Genomic DNA, 16,112 nt, shown 5'->3' on the forward strand with positions numbered 1-16,112 from the left:
TGTTGAGTTTTCTTACATGACATGATGAGTTCCTCCTCTTGTTATTATACATTTTATTTGTATCAAGGGAATATCTCATTTTTGTTTTGTACTAATTAGATGCTAACATCATAGCGACTGTTGGTGGAAGATAAGTGAGTACAAGATATACGAAAGAAGAATTGGAAGAATATAATGGCAGACTCCATTATGTCTGAATACGCTACTCTGAGACTTGAAAAGGCTGCTGATGAGATTCAAAATTGCTAGGGATCAAAGTGATGTTCGGGAAGAAGACAGCCATAAGAAAGAGCAGAAAGGAAAAAGGTAAGGATTTTTATGCGAAGAAGAGATAGAGAAGTAACAGACAGCAATGAAATAATACATATCCTTGATTCGGGCAAGGTTTTGCATCTCGGTTTAGTGGATCAGGGAAAGCCATACATAGTTCCCATGAACTACGGCTATGTTTTGGAAGGTGATAAGCTCGTATTTTATTTGCATGGGGCGTTAGAGGGGCGTAAGCTTGACATTATCAGAAATAATTCTGATTGCTGCGTTCAGATTGAGTGTGATGTACAGCCATTTTCAGGTAAAGTTGCCTGCCAATATGGATGCAGCTACTATTCTTTTGATGGATTTGGAACGGCAAAGATTGTGGAAGTGCCGCAGGAAAAAATCAAGGCATTAAGTGTATTGATGAAAACACAAACGGGTAAAGATTTTGTGTTTAATGAAAAATTGGTTTCAATTGTTAGTGTTATTCGAATTGATTGCGATTATTATACGGCAAAGTACAGGCCGCTTCCAGTGAATCCAATCGTGTAATAATGAATGCTTCAGCACATAGAAATCATCAGATAATAGGAAACGGCACATGAAATATGATAAGATAGTGGAAGCCTTTTTCATAGAACGTCCCAATCGTTTTATCGCGCGGGTAAAGATTGATGGATCGGAAGAGGTAGAATCGGTTCATGTAAAGAATACGGGACGTTGTCGTGAATTACTGCTGCCGGGGGCGGAAGTGATTTTGGAAGATTGTATAGAAAAGAGCCCAAATCGAAAGACTCGTTATGATTTGGTTGCGGTTAAGAAGAATAAGACATGGGTTAACATTGATTCTCAGGCACCGAATAAAGTGGTAAAAGAATGGCTGATGAAACAGGGGTATGATTGTATTAAACCAGAGTATACCTTTGGAAACAGCCGGATGGATTTCTATATGGAAAAAGGAAAGCAAAAATATCTAATGGAAGTCAAAGGCTGCACCCTTGAGATAGACGGAGTTGGATATTTTCCAGATGCCCCGACGGAAAGAGGAGTTAAGCATTTGCGGGAACTTGCAGCTGCGTGCGGACAAGGATATAAATGCTTGATTGCATTTGTGATTCAAATGGAAGGCATCAGTGAAGTCAGGCCGAATACGGCAACGCATCCCGAATTTGGCGTTGCACTTCACGAGGCGAAGGCAGCAGGTGTTGAGGTGCTTTTCCTGAAATGTCATGTTGGGATGGATAGGTTGGAAATCATAGGAGAAGATGAGCCTTGGGGTCAAGGCACTAAGAGAGAGGAATTATGATACGAGAAATTGAGAATAGAAGAAGTATAAGAAAATATAAGCCGGATGAGATCGAAAGGAAGTTAATAGAAGAGATCATATACAGTGCTTCCCTCGCACCATCTGCTAAAAACAGGCAGCCTTGGAAATTTATTGTATATCAGGGTGAAGAAAAGGATAAACTGGTTGATGTCATGCGTCATGGTATAAATTCAGAAAAAATGACCCATGAGCTTATGCCGGAATGGGCATTTGCGATACCGGATGCTGAGAATTCCGTCAGAATCATGCAGGAGGCTCCCTGCCTCATTGCAGTGCTTAACACCAATCAGCATACGCCATTTGCAAACATTGAAAATGAAAAGCGAATTGTTGAAATATGTGATTCATTGTCCATAGGTGCAGCGATTGAAAACATGATTCTGACAGCAACGGGATATGGATTGGGCACCTTATGGATTGCCAATACTTGTTTTGCCTATAATGAGCTGATGGATTTTATCGGAACAGACAGCCAGTTGACGGGAATTGTTGCGGTTGGCTTTGCCGACGAAGCTCCGGCCAAAAGACCAAGAAAACCATTCGAAGAAATCGTTGAGTACAGATAGGTAAATCGGGATTTTCTGATATGTATGCAGGAGGCTTCTATCCATATAAAACCTTGGAAAAACACTGGGGATACTGGTGCAGATATATCTATATTAATCGATATATGGATGCGCCAAAACCGGTATATCAGAACCTGTATGATCTGGTGAAAGAGAAGGATTATTTTGTACTGACGACAAATGTGGATCATTGTTTCCAAAAAGCCGGCTTTTATAAAAACAGAATCTTTTATACACAGGGAGATTATGGTCTGTTTCAATGTAGTGAGCCTTGCCATAAGAAAACCTATGACAATGAAGAAACAATTAAAAAAATGGTGCTGAGTCAGGGATTTCAGATAAAAGACGGGGAACTGCAAAAACCGGAAGACGAAGAAATAAAGCTTACAGTTCCGACAAGTTTGATTCCATATTGTCCGCACTGCGGTAAGCCGATGAGTATGAATCTCAGATCGGATCAGACATTTGTTGAAGATGAGGGATGGCACCAGGCAGCAGAAAAGTACGAGAAATTTATACAGGATCATAAAAAGCAGAGAATAGTGTTCCTTGAACTTGGTGTAGGATATAATACTCCCGGTATTATAAAATATCCGTTCTGGCAGATGACAAACACATTTCAACATGCATTTTATGTGTGTCTGAATCAGGGTGAAGCATATGCACCTGCAGAAATAACGAGAAAGTCTGTTTATATGAATGAAGATATTGGAGAAATTCTGAAAGAACTGTAGATTTGTGATAAAGGGCGGCTGTGAACGGGGTGAATAGCGACAAGAGAGGGTGTGATAAAATGATAATACAAACAGGAATGAGAACAGATATACCTGCATTTTATTCAAAATGGTTTTTGAATCGGATAAAAGAAGAATATGTATGCGTGAGGAATCCCTATAATCCCAAACAGGTGACGAAATACAGCCTTTCACCAGAAGCTGTGGATCTGATCGCATTCTGCACGAAGAACCCTTTTCCAATGCTGCCATTTCCGGATGAATTAAAACCATATGGTCAATACTGGTTTGTAACAATTACACCTTACGGAAAGGATATTGAGCCAAACGTTCCGGATAAAGAAACTGTGATGGAAGGTTTTAAAGAATTGTCGGATGTCGTGGGTGTAGACAGTATGGGATGGAGATATGATCCGATTTTTATAGATAAAAAACATTCTGTGGAGTGGCATATATCTGAATTTGAAAAAATGGCTGAAATTCTTGCCGGATATACAAAGACATGTGTGATCAGCTTTATAGATATTTATAAAAAGGTGGAGCGCAATTTTCCGGAAGCAAAATCAGTACGGGCAGAAGACAGGACTACGATAGGAAAGGCATTTGTAAAAATAGCGTCTAAGTATGGAATGGTGTTGAAGCCTTGTGCAGAAGGAGAAGATCTTGCAAAATATGGCGCAGATTGCTCCGGATGTATGACGGTTCATACATTTGAGACAGCTCTCCATAACAGGCTGGAAGTTCCAAAGAGAAAGAAAAATCAGAGAAATGGGGAATGTGCATGTCTTTTGGGGACAGATATAGGTGCCTATGATACTTGCGGACATTTGTGTAAATACTGTTATGCGAATGTAAATCCGGTTTTGGTCAAAGAAAATATGAGAAAGCATAATCCTGAGTCCCCGTTTTTAATTGGTGGATATATGCCAGGTGATATGATTCGTGAGGCAATTCAGAAAAGCTGGATTGACAGACAGATTCGATTGGAATTTTAGAATAAAATTGCATAATAACGGTAATGCCAGTCTGTTGGTCACCGTAACTCCAAACATATAAGACATTTGTCAGACGATTCGACAAGAATATCAGGAATATGGCGTTCTGGGGAATAAAGCTTCAAAAGAGGGGGTAAACATAAAACCTGCTTGCAATTTTAAATTGTCTATAGTATAATCAGGTTAATTGGTAATACCAATATATTTACAGGTATTACCGTAAAAGATCGAAAAATAGAAATGCAGACAGTAATCGGAGACGGAATCGGAGACGGAATCGTTGTCTGTGGGAAATTTTTATCGGAGGAAACTGCTATGGGATATGTAACCTGGGGATATGAAAAGCTGGATCGTTTTTGCCATGATGTATTCTGCCGGTTCGGCTTCAGTGAAGAGGAAAGTCGGATCATCAAGGATGTGCTTCTGACAGCAGATCTGTTTGGAATTGAAAGCCACGGCATGCAGCGGATGGTCCGTTATCATAAAGGAATCGAAAAGGGGACGATCCACCCGGAGGCGAAGCCGGAGGTAGTATTTGAGACACCGGTTTCGGCGGTCATTGACGGACATAACGGCATGGGACAGCTGATTTCGGTTTATGCCATGAACAAGGCCATTGAAAAGGCAAAGACCACAGGCATCGGTATGGTAAGCGTCCGCGAATCCAACCATTTCGGGATTGCCGGTTACTATGCGAAGATGGCTTCCGATCAGGGACTCCTCGGAATGGCCTGCACTAACTCGGAGGCGATCATGGTACCGACTTTCGGAAGAAAAGCCATGCTGGGCTCCAATCCCATTGCGGTGGCCATGCCGGCAGATCCGTATCCGTTTCTGTTTGATGCCTCCACGACAGTTGTAACCAGAGGAAAGCTGGAGATGTACAACAAGATGGGAAAGGCGCTGCCGGAGGGCTGGGCGCTGGATAAGGATGGTCATGAGAGCACGGATGCCCCGGATGTCCTTGCCAACATTGTTGCAAAAAAGGGCGGCGGGATCATGCCCCTTGGAGGTTCCGAGGAGATAAGCGGAAGCCATAAGGGCTATGGCTACGGTATGCTCTGCGAGCTGTTCAGCTCGGTTCTGTCCCAGGGCATCAACTCAGACCGGTGCTGCACTTTCCCCGACAAGACCGGGATCTGCCACGGCTTCATGGCAGTGAATCCGGAGATCTTCGGTGATGCTACCGAGATCCGGAAGAATTTTTCCTGTTATCTGGAGCGGCTGAGGGAAAGCCCGAAGGCGGACGGAAAGGACCGTATCTACACCCACGGCGAAAAAGAAGTATTCGCCGAAAAAGAACGGCGGGAGCATGGAATCCCCGTCAATGACAATACCATGGTGGAGCTGGCAGATCTCTGCCGGTATCTGAAGATGGATTTCAGTTCCTACTTCGAGGGCTACAAGGTGAAGAACGGAGGATTCTTCGAGGGAAATTATTAAAAGCAAGCCAACACCATTTTATTTCTCAGGAACCATGTTTCCTGTACCCTTCCTATAGAGAGGCACAGACCGGCAGGCCTGTGCCCTTTGTTTATCGGAAAAGCCCTTCCTGATAAACAAAAATGCTGTACAGGAGGCTTTTGATCCATGCCACGATGGAATCTCTCCCATTAAAAAAAATCATACCTGGCGGTCCGGGAAAAGAATTGTAATCCGAAAATCGCTGTGTTATAATCGTAACGGATTAAAATATAAACGATGGGACTGATGAAATATGGGGCTTCCGCTAAGAAGTGCATTAGAAAGAGTAAGATGTATATTATAGAAAACTACAGCGTGATCTATCGACTATGAACGCGGGAATCGATCAAAAACGGTGAAAATCAGAAAAGAAATCCGACATAAAAACAGAAGAAGTGTCTGGATCCTGCAAAGAAGAAAAGAGAGGAAATAGATCATGTTAAATTTTAAAAGATATAAACGAGTACCTGTCATTGATTTTCCGGAGCGTACCTGGCCGGGGAAGGAGATCGAGAAGGCACCGATCTGGTGCAGCGTCGATCTGCGTGACGGCAACCAGGCCCTGATCGAGCCCATGGTTGTGGAAGAAAAAATCGAGATGTTCAACCTTCTGGTGAAGCTTGGCTTTAAGGAGATCGAGGTCGGTTTCCCCGCCGCGTCCCAGATCGAATATGACTTTTTAAGACAGCTTGTTGACCGGAAGCTGATTCCCGATGATGTGCTGGTTCAGGTTCTGGTACAGTGCAGAGAGCACCTGATCGACCGGACCTTTGAGGCCCTGAAAGGAATCAAGCGTGCCGTTGTCCATATTTACAATTCTACCTCTACCTTACAGCGTGATGTGGTGTTCAACATGGACAGAGAGCAGATCAAGCAGATCGCCATCGACGGCACCAATATGGTAAAGGAACGGGCGAAGGATTTTGACGGTGAGATCATTCTGGAGTATTCGCCGGAGAGCTTTACGGGAACCGAGCTGGATTATGCTCTTGAGGTATGTACGGCTGTTCAGGATACCTGGAACCCTACCAGGGAGCACCCCATGATCGTCAATCTGCCTGCAACGGTGGAGATGACGACTCCCAATGTGTATGCGGATCAGATCGAATGGATGAGCACCCATTTTAAGAACCGTGAATCCATTATTTTAAGTGTCCACCCTCATAATGACCGTGGAACCGGCGTGGCGGCAACAGAGCTGGCCCTGCTGGCAGGCGCAGACCGTGTGGAAGGAACCTTGTTCGGAAACGGCGAGCGTACCGGAAACGTAGATGTACTGAATGTGGCTTATAACATGTTCTCCCAGGGCATTGATCCGAAGCTGGAGATTGAAAATATCCGGGAGATCATCGATGTATATGAACGATGCACCAAGATGAATATCGATCCGAGACATCCTTACGCCGGAAAGCTGGTATTTACAGCATTCTCCGGATCTCATCAGGATGCCATCAACAAGGGCGTCAAGGCACTCAAGGCGAGAAAGAATCCCTACTGGGAGGTTCCGTATCTGCCGGTGGATCCCTCGGATCTGGGCCGCGATTACGAGCCCATCGTCCGGATCAACAGTCAGTCTGGCAAGGGCGGCGTAGCCTTTGTTATGGATACGCTCTACGGCTTCAAGCTTCCGAAGGATATGCACAAGGAGTTTGCCGATGTGGTACAGGGCGTAGCCGAGGAGCACGGCGAGGTTGCGCCTGAGCAGATCATGGAGCTGTTCAAGAAAGAATATCTGTCCGCAAAAGAGCCGTTTGGCTTTATCCGCTGCGAGACTCACGACGTAGGTGAGATCGATACTGAGGCCAAGCTGACCTATAAGTATAAGGGAAGCATCTTATCGGCAAAGGGCATCGGAAACGGCCCTATTGATGCGGCGCGTGCAGCTATCGAGGACACCGCCGATGTGCATGTAAAGGTCCTGGATTACTCCGAGCATGCGCTGGGTGAAGGCTCCCATGCACAGGCTGCTGCCTATATCAAGCTGATGGATGTGAACACCGGAAGAGTAACCTTCGGCGTCGGTGTAAGCCCCAATATCACAAGAGCATCTCATCGGGCACTGTTCAGCGCACTGAACCGGTTATTCAGATAAAAATATAAAAATAAAGAAAAACTGCTGCTTTGCAGAGAAGTGTATTCTCTGCGGGCGGCAGTTTTTGTGTGATAGAAAGGCTGCCAGCACATTCCTTCGCAGATCCACTGCTCTGGCCGGGACAGTGGCAGCCTCGATATGTGCCGGCTGGCCTGGAGGGCCGCGAAGGAGGGAGCTTCAGGAGTCACGGAACACACTGCATGAAAATATGGTGGCTTTCTTGCATTTACAGGCCTTTTATAGTAGAATAAGGTATAATTATGGGCTTTTGCGGGAAAAGTGCGCCCTTTCGCGCATGTTTTCACCAGAGAGGACAAAGAATGAAGCATTATGATTATGTGATCGTGGGCGGTGGTCTGTTCGGAGGCGTGATGGCATGGTATGCCGGACAGAACAGAAAAACCTGCCTGGTGGTAGAGAAGCGGAAGCATCTGGGCGGAAATATCTACTGTGAGGAGATTGAGGGAATCCCGGTGCACCGGTACGGCGCGCATATTTTCCATACGTCCAGCCGGGAGGTATGGCAGTTTGTGAACCGGCTGGCGGAGTTCAACCGCTACACCAACTGTCCTGTGGCCAATTACCACGGAGAAATGTATAACATGCCCTTTAATATGAATACCTTCAGCAGGCTCTGGGGCGTGTCCACGCCGGAGGAAGCCAGAAAGAAGATCGAGGAGCAGCGCGCAGGCGTGAGCGGTGAGCCGAAAAACCTGGAGGAGCAGGCAATCTCGCTGGTGGGACGGGACATTTATGAGCGTCTGATCAAGGGCTACACGGAGAAGCAGTGGGGACGGGACTGTAAGGATCTGCCCAGCTTCATTATCCGCCGTCTGCCGGTCCGTTACACCTATGATAATAATTACTTCAATGACCGGTATCAGGGGATTCCCGTCGGCGGCTATAACGGTCTGGTGAAGGCGCTGTTTGAGGGCTGTGATGTGCTTCTGGAAACCGATTATCTGGCGGATCGGGATCGGTTTGATGCCATGGGAGACAGGGTGATCTACACGGGAACCATTGATGCCTATTTTGGTTACTGTTATGGAAAGCTGGAATACCGCAGCCTGGAATTTAAGGATGATATTTTTGAAACGGACAACTATCAGGGCGTTGCGGTGGTGAATCATACGGCCCGTGAGGTTCCTTATACGAGAACCATCGAGCATAAGCATTTTGACTGTACCGTGGATTACCAGAATAATCCGAAAACCGTGGTGACAAGAGAATATCCCGTTGCCTGGGAGGAGGGCATGGAGCCTTATTATCCGGTTAATGATGAGAAAAATCAGAAATTGTATCAGAAATATGCGAAGCTTGGTGCAGAAGAGCAAAAGGTGCTTTTTGGCGGCAGACTGGCAGAATACCGCTACTATGACATGGACAAGGTGATCGAATCGGCCATGAACGCGGCGGAAAAGGAATTTGGAAGCAGGTAGAATGATGAAAAGCTGGAGAGCCCTGATCCTTGGGGACGGAACCAACCAGGTACGGAAAAATATTATATGGAACATGATCGGAAGCCTGCTTTTCGCGCTGGCAAGTATTTTACTGTTCGCTGTGGCGGCGAGAGCCACCGGGGAATATTACGGCGGGATTTTTTCCATCGCATTTACCACCGGACAGATGCTTCTGACCATCGGCTACTATGAGGTACGGCCTTTCCAGGTGACGGATGTGGCCGGCGAATATTCCTTTTCGGAGTACCTGTCGGCAAGGGTCATTACCTGTATTGCCATGGTGATCGCGGGGATTCTCTATATCCTGATCTCCGGGGCCACAGGTGTCCGGGCGGCGGTGATCTTCCTCATGTGCCTCTATAAGCTGGTGGACGGCGCGGCTGATGTGTTCGAGGGAGAGTTTCACAGGAAGGGCCGTCTGGATCTCTCCGGAAAATCCATGGCATTCCGAACGCTGTTTTCCGGCGGTGTCTTTGTGATCGTGGTGATCGTGACGAAGAATATCGTGGCGGCCAGTGCAGCGGCAGTGATCGCGGCGGTGCTGGGATTTGTGGTGTTTGACCTGTTTGTGATAGGAAGCTTTGAGCCGCTTCGGCTTTCTGCGTCAAAGAAACGGGTGCTCCGTCTTCTTCGGGACTGCTTTTTCCTGTTCCTTGGAAGCTTCCTGTATCTTTATATCTGCAACGCAGCAAAATATGCAGTAGATGCCTGTATGAGCGAGGAGGCAGTGACCTATTATACGGATCTTTATCTTCCTACCTCGACCATCAATCTGTTAAGCGGATTTATTTTCAAGCCGCTTTTGACTACCATGGGAGAAAGCTGTGAACACGGGGAGTGGGAACGGTTCCGCTCCATGGTCTACAGGCTTCTTCTTGGGATCACCGGATTAACAGCGGTCTGCTGTCTGGGTGCTTTTTTGCTGGGAATCCCGGTGCTGTCCCTGGTATTCGGACAGGATCTTTCCCCGTATCGCGGAGCTCTGGTTCTGTTGATCCTTGGCGGCGGCTTCAATGCGGCGGCCATGCTGTTATACTATGCCCTGACGACCATGCGCCAGCAGAGAGGGATCCTGCTTTGCTACGGGGCGGCGGCCATCCTGTCGCTGATCCTGTCCCGCGTGCTGGTGCGGGCTTTTGGAATTCTGGGCGGAGCCCTCTGTTACACAGGCGCCATGGGTGTTCTGGTCCTGTTGTTTTTCTTTTATGTACGGAGCCGGTATCGCCGGGAGATGAGAAAATAAAATGACGATTGACGCAGTAATTCCTGTATATAAGCCGGACGGGAGGCTTGAACAGCTTCTCCGTATGCTGAACAGGCAGCATGTAAAGCCGGAAAAAATTGTATTGATGATCACCACGGCCGATGGGCGCCCCGAGGAATCACCGGCTGTACGGCTGGCAAAGGAGAGCGTGATCCCTGTAGAGCTTCACTGGGTTGCAAAGACAGAGTTTGACCACGGCGGCACAAGAAACGCCGGATTGTCATTCTGTACCGCGGAGCTGGTGCTGTTTATGACTCAGGATGCTGTTCCGGAGGATGATCACATGATCGAGGCACTGATCCGTCCCTTTGAGGAGCCGTTCTGCGGCGCGGAGCATGGCGTTTATGACGGACATGAGATCATGACAGCCTACGGACGCCAGATGCCTGCAAAGGATTGCCGGGTGGTGGAGCGGTACACCAGAAGCTTTAATTATCCGGCAGAAAGCAGGGTGAAAACGGCGGAGGATCTTCCGCAGCTGGGGATCAAGACCTTTTTTGCTTCCAATGTCTGCGCGGCCTATAAACGGGAGCTGGTTCTGAAGCAGGGCGGTTTTCCGGAGCATACGATCTTCAATGAGGATATGATCTTTGCCGGTCATGGCGTAAAGGCAGGCTATGCCATCGCTTATGTATCGGATGCCCGTGTGATCCATTCCCATAACCTGTCCGGCAGGGAGCAGTTCCACAGAAATTTTGACCTGGCTGTTTCGCAGGTGGAAAATCCGGATGTTTTTTCGGGGCTTCGATCCGAAGGTGAGGGGATCCGTCTGGTAAAGCAGACCATGAGCTATCTCTGGAAAGAGGGAAAATGGTATCTGATCCCGGGGCTTGTCTGGATCAGCGGATGCAAATATCTGGGCTATCTCATGGGGAAAAAGTATAAGCGCCTGCCGAAGGGCCTGGTGGTAAAATGCAGTTTGAATAAAACGTATTGGGGGACGAAAGAGGATTTGAGCCAAAAGGAGAGAAAAAGATGATAAAAGAGCCTGTTTTGTATATGGTCATTCCCTGTTATAACGAAGAAAAGGTATTGCCGCTGACAGCCCCGATGTTTCTTGAGGAACTTCATACATTGCGGGACGCAGGAAAAATTTCCAATGACAGCAGGATCATGTTTGTGAATGATGGGAGTAAGGATTCTACATGGGAGATCATCTGCGATCTGGCGGAGAAGGATGAACATTTTATCGGAATCAGCCAGAGCAGAAACCGCGGTCATCAGAACGCCGTGCTGGCGGGGTTGATGGAGGCAAAGGATCAGTGTGATATTACCATATCCATTGACTGCGACGGGCAGGATGACATCCGTGCAATGGAGAAGATGGTAGATGAATACCAGAACGGAGCGGAGATCGTTTATGGCGTGAGAGCGAAACGGACGACGGATACATTCTTTAAGCGCAGTACGGCGCAGATGTTTTACAAGCTGTTAAACTGGATGGGCGCAGAGACTGTTTATAATCATGCGGATTATCGTCTGATGAGCAGCAGGGTACTTCAGGAGTTCGCGAATTTTAAAGAAGTCAATCTGTTCCTTCGCGGAATGGTACCTTTGGTGGGATTCAGGAGCACTTCTGTTTATTATGATAGAAATGAAAGAATCGCCGGAGAAAGTCATTATCCTTTATCAAAGATGCTGAAGCTGGCTTTTGATGGGATCACAAGCCTCAGCGTGAAGCCGCTTCATATGATTGCCGGGGTCGGTATTTTTGTATCATTGCTGAGCTTTGCCGGGATCATCTGGTCGATCGTTGCATGGGCAATCGGCAAGACGGTAGCCGGATGGGCAAGTATTATCAGTATTATCTGCTTCATCTGTGGCCTGCAGATGCTGGCACTTGGAGTGCTTGGAGAATACGTCGGGAAGATTTATATGGAAGTGAAGGAACGTCCGAGATATATCATCAGTGAAAGAACGACTGATAAAAAAGAAGATTAAGAAAATTGGGGGAACCGATGATGTCAGATCTGCTGATCGTAATACCTGCCTACAATGAAGAGGAAAACATTGAACGGGTGGTAGATAACCTGATCCGGAATTATCCGGAGTTTGACTATGTAGTCGTTAATGACGGATCGAAGGACCGGACGGCTCAGATCTGCCGGGAGAAGGGGTATAACCTTTTGGATCTTCCGGTAAATCTGGGACTGGCCGGTGGCTTTCAGGCGGGATTGAAATATGCCTGGAGAAACGGCTATGAATATGCAGTCCAGTTTGACGGAGATGGCCAGCACCGGCCGGAGTTTATCCAGACCATGAAGGAAAAAATGGCAGAGGGTTATGACATTGTGATCGGCTCCAGGTTTGTCACAGAGAAAAAGCCGAAGACCATGCGGATGCTGGGCAGCAATCTGATCTCCGGGGCGATCCGTCTGACCACCGGCGTAAGAGTGAAGGATCCCACATCCGGTATGCGGATGTTCCAGCGGAAAATGATCGAGGAGTTTGCTCTCAGCCTGAACTACGGGCCGGAGCCGGACACGGTATCTTATCTGCTGCGTCAGGGCGCAAAGGTGGCAGAGGTGCAGGTAAAGATGGATGAGCGGATCGCTGGTGTCAGCTATCTGAATCCGGTCAATGCAGTAAAATATATGACTAAGATGCTTTTTTCAATTTTAATTATTCAGAATTTCCGGAAACGGGAGAATAAATATCGGAAGAAGAACGGAGGAGAGAAACAATGACAACTGTGCTTCGTGTGGTACTGATCATCGTATCGCTTCTGGTATTCTTCGTGATGATGAAGAAGATCCGCCAGGCAAAGGTGAAAATCGAGGATTCCATGTTCTGGGTGCTGTTTGCCCTTCTTCTGGTGGTGTTCAGCATCTTTCCGGGGGCGGCAGACTGGCTCTCCGATCTGGTGGGAACCATGTCCACGGCAAACTTTATTTTTATGCTGATGATCTTCCTGCTTCTGATCAAAAATTTTGCCATGTCTCTGCGGATCTCTCAGCTGGAGACCAAGGTAAAGGAACTGGTTCAGCGGATCGCGCTGGACGATAATGAACTGCAGAAAGAGATTCATGACTGCGAAACAAAAAAAGAGGAAAAGTAAGATGGAACCTTTGGTAAGCGTCTGTATTCCGGCGTACAACAGCAGCGTTTATATTAAACGAACCATGGAGTCCGTGCTGGAACAGAATTATAAAAACATTGAACTGGTCGTGATCGATGACCAGTCGAAGGACAATACTGTGGAAATCGTAGAGTCAGTGAAGGATCCGCGGGTACGGCTGGTGAAGAATGAGAAAAACCTGGGTATGACCGGAAACTGGAACAAGTGTCTGGCGGAGGCAAGGGGTGATTATATCAAGCTGATCTGTGCCGATGATGTGCTTTATAAGGACAGCATCGAGAAGGAGCTTGGGGCGCTTCTGGCCCATCCGGAGGTCACGCTGGTCATGAGCGATACGGCCCTGATCGATGAGAATGGAAAGCGGACAGGCTGTTTTAAGCGCTATCCAAAGAGTGGACTGCTGGATGGGAAAAAGGTGGCAAAGCGGGCACTGATCTTCAAGAGCTTTTTCGGAGCACCCTGCAATACGCTGTTTCCGCGGAGCTCCTATGAAAAAGCAGGCGGCTTTGATCCGAAGTTCCCGTTTATCCTGGATTTTGATATGTGGATCCGTATGGCCTGCCTTGGAAAAATTTTCGTGATCCATGAGGAACTGAACGGATTCCGTGTCCGGAACGATTCCAATACCGGAAATCTCATCAATGATGACCGGAAAACCTATAATAACGAGCATCGCATGCTTTTGAAAAAGCATAATGCCCTTGGCATTGTACATTTAAACCGGTTTGAGCTGGGGGTCAGCATGCTGATCCGCCATGCAAGAAATGAACTGATCCAGATTTATCTGAAGGTCAATGCGAAGAAAAAACGATAGAGGTCCGGGGCGGGAGAATAATATGGAAAAAAAGAAAAATCGCAAAGCGCTGAAAACCTGGCAGAAGCTGGTGCTTGGACTGATTGCTACAGTCCTTGCCGCAGTGGCACTGGAGCTGTATTGCAACCGGGGAGTGCTCGGACTTCCGTCCTCGGAGCGGGGCATCCATGCCATCGAAGAGGAAATGATTACGGCACAGGGCTTTGAGAAAACGGAAGAAGGCTATCGTCTTGGGGAAACGGGCGGAACGCTCCGCCTGGAATTTGGCGGAAGCTACGTGGAAAAGCTCTGTTATACCTATGACCATGAAAGCATCTTCAATGTGCTGGTGACGGTTCAGTACCAAAATGCTTACGGTCAGGCGGAAATAAAACAGTTTTATGATAAAAACAGTGCGGTGATCAGCCGGTCTGTGATCAATCTGGGAAAGAAAATTGACTGGATCGAGCTTCATACGGAGCAGGGTCTGCTGGATCAGAGTGGTGTGGGCTATGAGGCAGGAGATCCTTATGAGGCAGTGATCACCGGAATTTTCGTAAAAAATCAGACTCAGGTCAATCTGTTCCGGATATTGTTTGTGTTCCTGGCGGGCTGTCTGATCGTATGCGGCATTGTGTTCCGAAAGAAGTTTGGACAGAAGCTGGAATGGGCGTTCCTGGCCGTGAGCCTGACGGCAGGCGTGTTTATGATTGCCTGTCTTCCTGCGACTAAGGTCGGCTGGGATGAGGAAACGCACTTTATGAGAAGCTACCAGCTTTCGCTCTATCCCGGAGGACAGCAGGTGACTCCGGAGGTTCGAGACCTGTTTGTCTGCGGGCTGGACACCTGGCCCTTAAATCTTCCGGATTCCATGGAGGAAAAGGAAGAGGTCAATGAATTCTTTTTGGAAACATGCAAATATAACGAGGGGACAGAGGTGGCGGTGGGAAGCCATTGTGGGATCTATACGCCGGGATATTTCGGTTCTGCGATATTCTTAAAAGTGGGACGGATATTCCATATGCCGTTTACGATGCTGTATCAGTTCGGGCGGCTGGGAAATCTTCTGGTCTACTGTTTCCTGATGGCGCTGGCAATCCGGCTTTTGCCGGTTGGAAAGCGGATCTTGATGGCTGTGGCCCTGATGCCGACGCCAATGTTTCTGGCAGCCTGCTATTCCTATGATCCGTCGGTATTTGCCTTTTCCATGGTGGGATTTGCGCTGGTGCTGCGGGAGATCCTGGATTCGGAACGGACCGTTTCCTGGAAGCCTTATCTGGCGGCGTTATTCTGTTTTGCCTGGGGGATCCTTCCGAAAGCCGTATATGCGCCGTTAGCGCTGACCGGGCTTCTGATCCCGGCTTCCCGTTACCGGAATAAAAAAGAAATGTGGATCATGCGGGCGGGCTTTGTGCTGCTGTTCCTGTTTTTAATGTCAAGCTTTGTGCTGCCGAGCCTGTTATCACCGTCCAGCTACGGAGATACCAGAGGCGGCGCGGTGAGCGTCGGTACACAGATGAAGAATGTTTTATTCCGGCCGCTGACGTATACAGAGATTCTGCTGATGAATATCTGGAAGAGTCTGCCGTCTTACTTAATGGGAGACGGGATCTTCCTTTCCATGGGGCATCTGGGACTTGCCGGCTTCGGAAGTGTCACACTCCTTTATACCTGCGGCGTGATGCTGACAGAGGATCAGTCCATGAGATCAAAGACGTTTTCAAAATGGCAGAAGCTGGGGCTTCTGGTGATCGTGGTATTCACCGTTGCCCTGATCTGGACTGCGTTTTACCTGACATTTACCGTTCCGGGAAGCACCTGGATCCAGGGCGTTCAGGGAAGATATTTCCTTCCGGTGCTGCTTCCGCTGTTCCTGGTCTGCGGCTGCAGATGGGTAAAGCTTCAGGTTACCGAGCAGACGAAGAATCTGCTGGTGATGAGTATTTCGGGATTCCTGATCTATGCCATGATCTGGAGTCAGCTGATCATCGGAAGAAACTGGTAAAGGCTTTTGATATGGTAAGAAATGAAAACAGAAACAAAACTATCTGCGGTAAAGCAGAGCAAGAAAATGGAACCCGTT

General features: G+C 47.7%; 14 protein-coding genes and 1 pseudogene. All 15 read left to right on the plus strand.

Annotation, left to right across the window (positions count from 1 at the left end; all coding sequences use genetic code 11):
- The first annotated feature begins 318 nt into the window (after window positions 1–318).
- Entirely contained in the window at window positions 319–807 is a 489-nt protein-coding gene (locus ACTQ3K_RS03395) for a pyridoxamine 5'-phosphate oxidase family protein (RefSeq protein WP_441566084.1), read from the plus strand.
- A gap of 49 nt (window positions 808–856) precedes the next feature.
- Window positions 857–1,561, plus strand: coding sequence for a DNA/RNA nuclease SfsA (sfsA, locus tag ACTQ3K_RS03400; RefSeq protein WP_441566083.1), 705 nt, complete (start codon window positions 857–859; stop codon window positions 1,559–1,561).
- The gene (locus tag ACTQ3K_RS03405; RefSeq protein ID WP_441566082.1) at window positions 1,558–2,148 is read left to right on the plus strand and encodes a nitroreductase family protein; all 591 of its coding nucleotides are present in this window, start codon (window positions 1,558–1,560) and stop codon (window positions 2,146–2,148) included. The genes sfsA and ACTQ3K_RS03405 overlap by 4 nt, the downstream gene beginning before the upstream one ends.
- A 2-nt stretch (window positions 2,149–2,150) precedes the next feature.
- Window positions 2,151–2,882, plus strand: a pseudogene (locus ACTQ3K_RS03410) (SIR2 family NAD-dependent protein deacylase); the annotation flags it as partial.
- Window positions 2,883–2,941: 59 nt separating this feature from the next.
- The gene (locus tag ACTQ3K_RS03415; protein ID WP_441566090.1) at window positions 2,942–3,877 is read left to right on the plus strand and encodes a DUF1848 domain-containing protein; all 936 of its coding nucleotides are present in this window, start codon (window positions 2,942–2,944) and stop codon (window positions 3,875–3,877) included.
- Window positions 3,878–4,192: 315 nt separating this feature from the next.
- Window positions 4,193–5,320 carry an Ldh family oxidoreductase gene (locus ACTQ3K_RS03420; RefSeq protein WP_441566089.1) on the plus strand — a complete coding sequence of 376 codons (1,128 nt, stop codon included), beginning with the start codon at window positions 4,193–4,195 and terminating at the stop codon, window positions 5,318–5,320.
- A 457-nt stretch (window positions 5,321–5,777) separates the two neighbouring features.
- The gene (leuA, locus tag ACTQ3K_RS03425) at window positions 5,778–7,433 is read left to right on the plus strand and encodes a 2-isopropylmalate synthase (protein WP_441566081.1); all 1,656 of its coding nucleotides are present in this window, start codon (window positions 5,778–5,780) and stop codon (window positions 7,431–7,433) included.
- Window positions 7,434–7,753: 320 nt separating this feature from the next.
- Window positions 7,754–8,872 carry a UDP-galactopyranose mutase gene (gene glf / locus ACTQ3K_RS03430; protein WP_441566080.1) on the plus strand — a complete coding sequence of 373 codons (1,119 nt, stop codon included), beginning with the start codon at window positions 7,754–7,756 and terminating at the stop codon, window positions 8,870–8,872.
- A gap of 1 nt (window position 8,873) precedes the next feature.
- Window positions 8,874–10,136 carry a lipopolysaccharide biosynthesis protein gene (locus ACTQ3K_RS03435; RefSeq protein ID WP_441566079.1) on the plus strand — a complete coding sequence of 421 codons (1,263 nt, stop codon included), beginning with the start codon at window positions 8,874–8,876 and terminating at the stop codon, window positions 10,134–10,136.
- Window position 10,137: 1 nt separating this feature from the next.
- The gene (locus ACTQ3K_RS03440) at window positions 10,138–11,136 is read left to right on the plus strand and encodes a glycosyltransferase family 2 protein (RefSeq protein WP_441566078.1); all 999 of its coding nucleotides are present in this window, start codon (window positions 10,138–10,140) and stop codon (window positions 11,134–11,136) included.
- A complete protein-coding gene (locus ACTQ3K_RS03445; protein WP_441566077.1) occupies window positions 11,133–12,098 on the plus strand; it encodes a glycosyltransferase family 2 protein in 966 nt (321 codons plus the stop codon). The genes ACTQ3K_RS03440 and ACTQ3K_RS03445 overlap by 4 nt, the downstream gene beginning before the upstream one ends.
- 20 nt (window positions 12,099–12,118) lie before the next feature.
- On the plus strand, window positions 12,119–12,844 hold the full coding sequence (locus ACTQ3K_RS03450; protein WP_441566088.1) for a glycosyltransferase family 2 protein: 726 nt from the start codon (window positions 12,119–12,121) through the stop codon (window positions 12,842–12,844).
- On the plus strand, window positions 12,841–13,215 hold the full coding sequence (locus ACTQ3K_RS03455) for a DUF2304 domain-containing protein (RefSeq protein ID WP_441566076.1): 375 nt from the start codon (window positions 12,841–12,843) through the stop codon (window positions 13,213–13,215). Before ACTQ3K_RS03450 ends, ACTQ3K_RS03455 begins: the two co-directional genes overlap by 4 nt.
- A gap of 1 nt (window position 13,216) precedes the next feature.
- On the plus strand, window positions 13,217–14,050 hold the full coding sequence (locus tag ACTQ3K_RS03460; protein WP_441566075.1) for a glycosyltransferase: 834 nt from the start codon (window positions 13,217–13,219) through the stop codon (window positions 14,048–14,050).
- A 22-nt stretch (window positions 14,051–14,072) separates the two neighbouring features.
- On the plus strand, window positions 14,073–16,034 hold the full coding sequence (locus tag ACTQ3K_RS03465; RefSeq protein WP_441566074.1) for a DUF2142 domain-containing protein: 1,962 nt from the start codon (window positions 14,073–14,075) through the stop codon (window positions 16,032–16,034).
- Window positions 16,035–16,112 lie beyond the last annotated feature (78 nt).

Origin of the sequence: Candidatus Paralachnospira sp. LCP21S3_A2 (assembly GCF_052118925.1) — a bacterium.
GTDB lineage: Bacteria > Bacillota > Clostridia > Lachnospirales > Lachnospiraceae > Lientehia.

Bases quoted from the DNA above. Each gene is read 5' to 3' on its own strand.
- sfsA (WP_441566083.1), top strand. From the start codon at position 857: ATGAAATATGATAAGATAGTGGAAGCCTTTTTCATAGAACGTCCCAAT.
- ACTQ3K_RS03445 (WP_441566077.1), top strand. From the start codon at position 11,133: ATGATAAAAGAGCCTGTTTTGTATATGGTCATTCCCTGTTATAACGAA.
- ACTQ3K_RS03465 (WP_441566074.1), top strand. From the start codon at position 14,073: ATGGAAAAAAAGAAAAATCGCAAAGCGCTGAAAACCTGGCAGAAGCTG.
- ACTQ3K_RS03415 (WP_441566090.1), top strand. From the start codon at position 2,942: ATGATAATACAAACAGGAATGAGAACAGATATACCTGCATTTTATTCA.
- glf (WP_441566080.1), top strand. From the start codon at position 7,754: ATGAAGCATTATGATTATGTGATCGTGGGCGGTGGTCTGTTCGGAGGC.
- ACTQ3K_RS03450 (WP_441566088.1), top strand. From the start codon at position 12,119: ATGTCAGATCTGCTGATCGTAATACCTGCCTACAATGAAGAGGAAAAC.
- ACTQ3K_RS03395 (WP_441566084.1), top strand. From the start codon at position 319: ATGCGAAGAAGAGATAGAGAAGTAACAGACAGCAATGAAATAATACAT.
- ACTQ3K_RS03435 (WP_441566079.1), top strand. From the start codon at position 8,874: ATGATGAAAAGCTGGAGAGCCCTGATCCTTGGGGACGGAACCAACCAG.
- ACTQ3K_RS03460 (WP_441566075.1), top strand. From the start codon at position 13,217: ATGGAACCTTTGGTAAGCGTCTGTATTCCGGCGTACAACAGCAGCGTT.
- ACTQ3K_RS03455 (WP_441566076.1), top strand. From the start codon at position 12,841: ATGACAACTGTGCTTCGTGTGGTACTGATCATCGTATCGCTTCTGGTA.
- leuA (WP_441566081.1), top strand. From the start codon at position 5,778: ATGTTAAATTTTAAAAGATATAAACGAGTACCTGTCATTGATTTTCCG.
- ACTQ3K_RS03420 (WP_441566089.1), top strand. From the start codon at position 4,193: ATGGGATATGTAACCTGGGGATATGAAAAGCTGGATCGTTTTTGCCAT.
- ACTQ3K_RS03405 (WP_441566082.1), top strand. From the start codon at position 1,558: ATGATACGAGAAATTGAGAATAGAAGAAGTATAAGAAAATATAAGCCG.
- ACTQ3K_RS03440 (WP_441566078.1), top strand. From the start codon at position 10,138: ATGACGATTGACGCAGTAATTCCTGTATATAAGCCGGACGGGAGGCTT.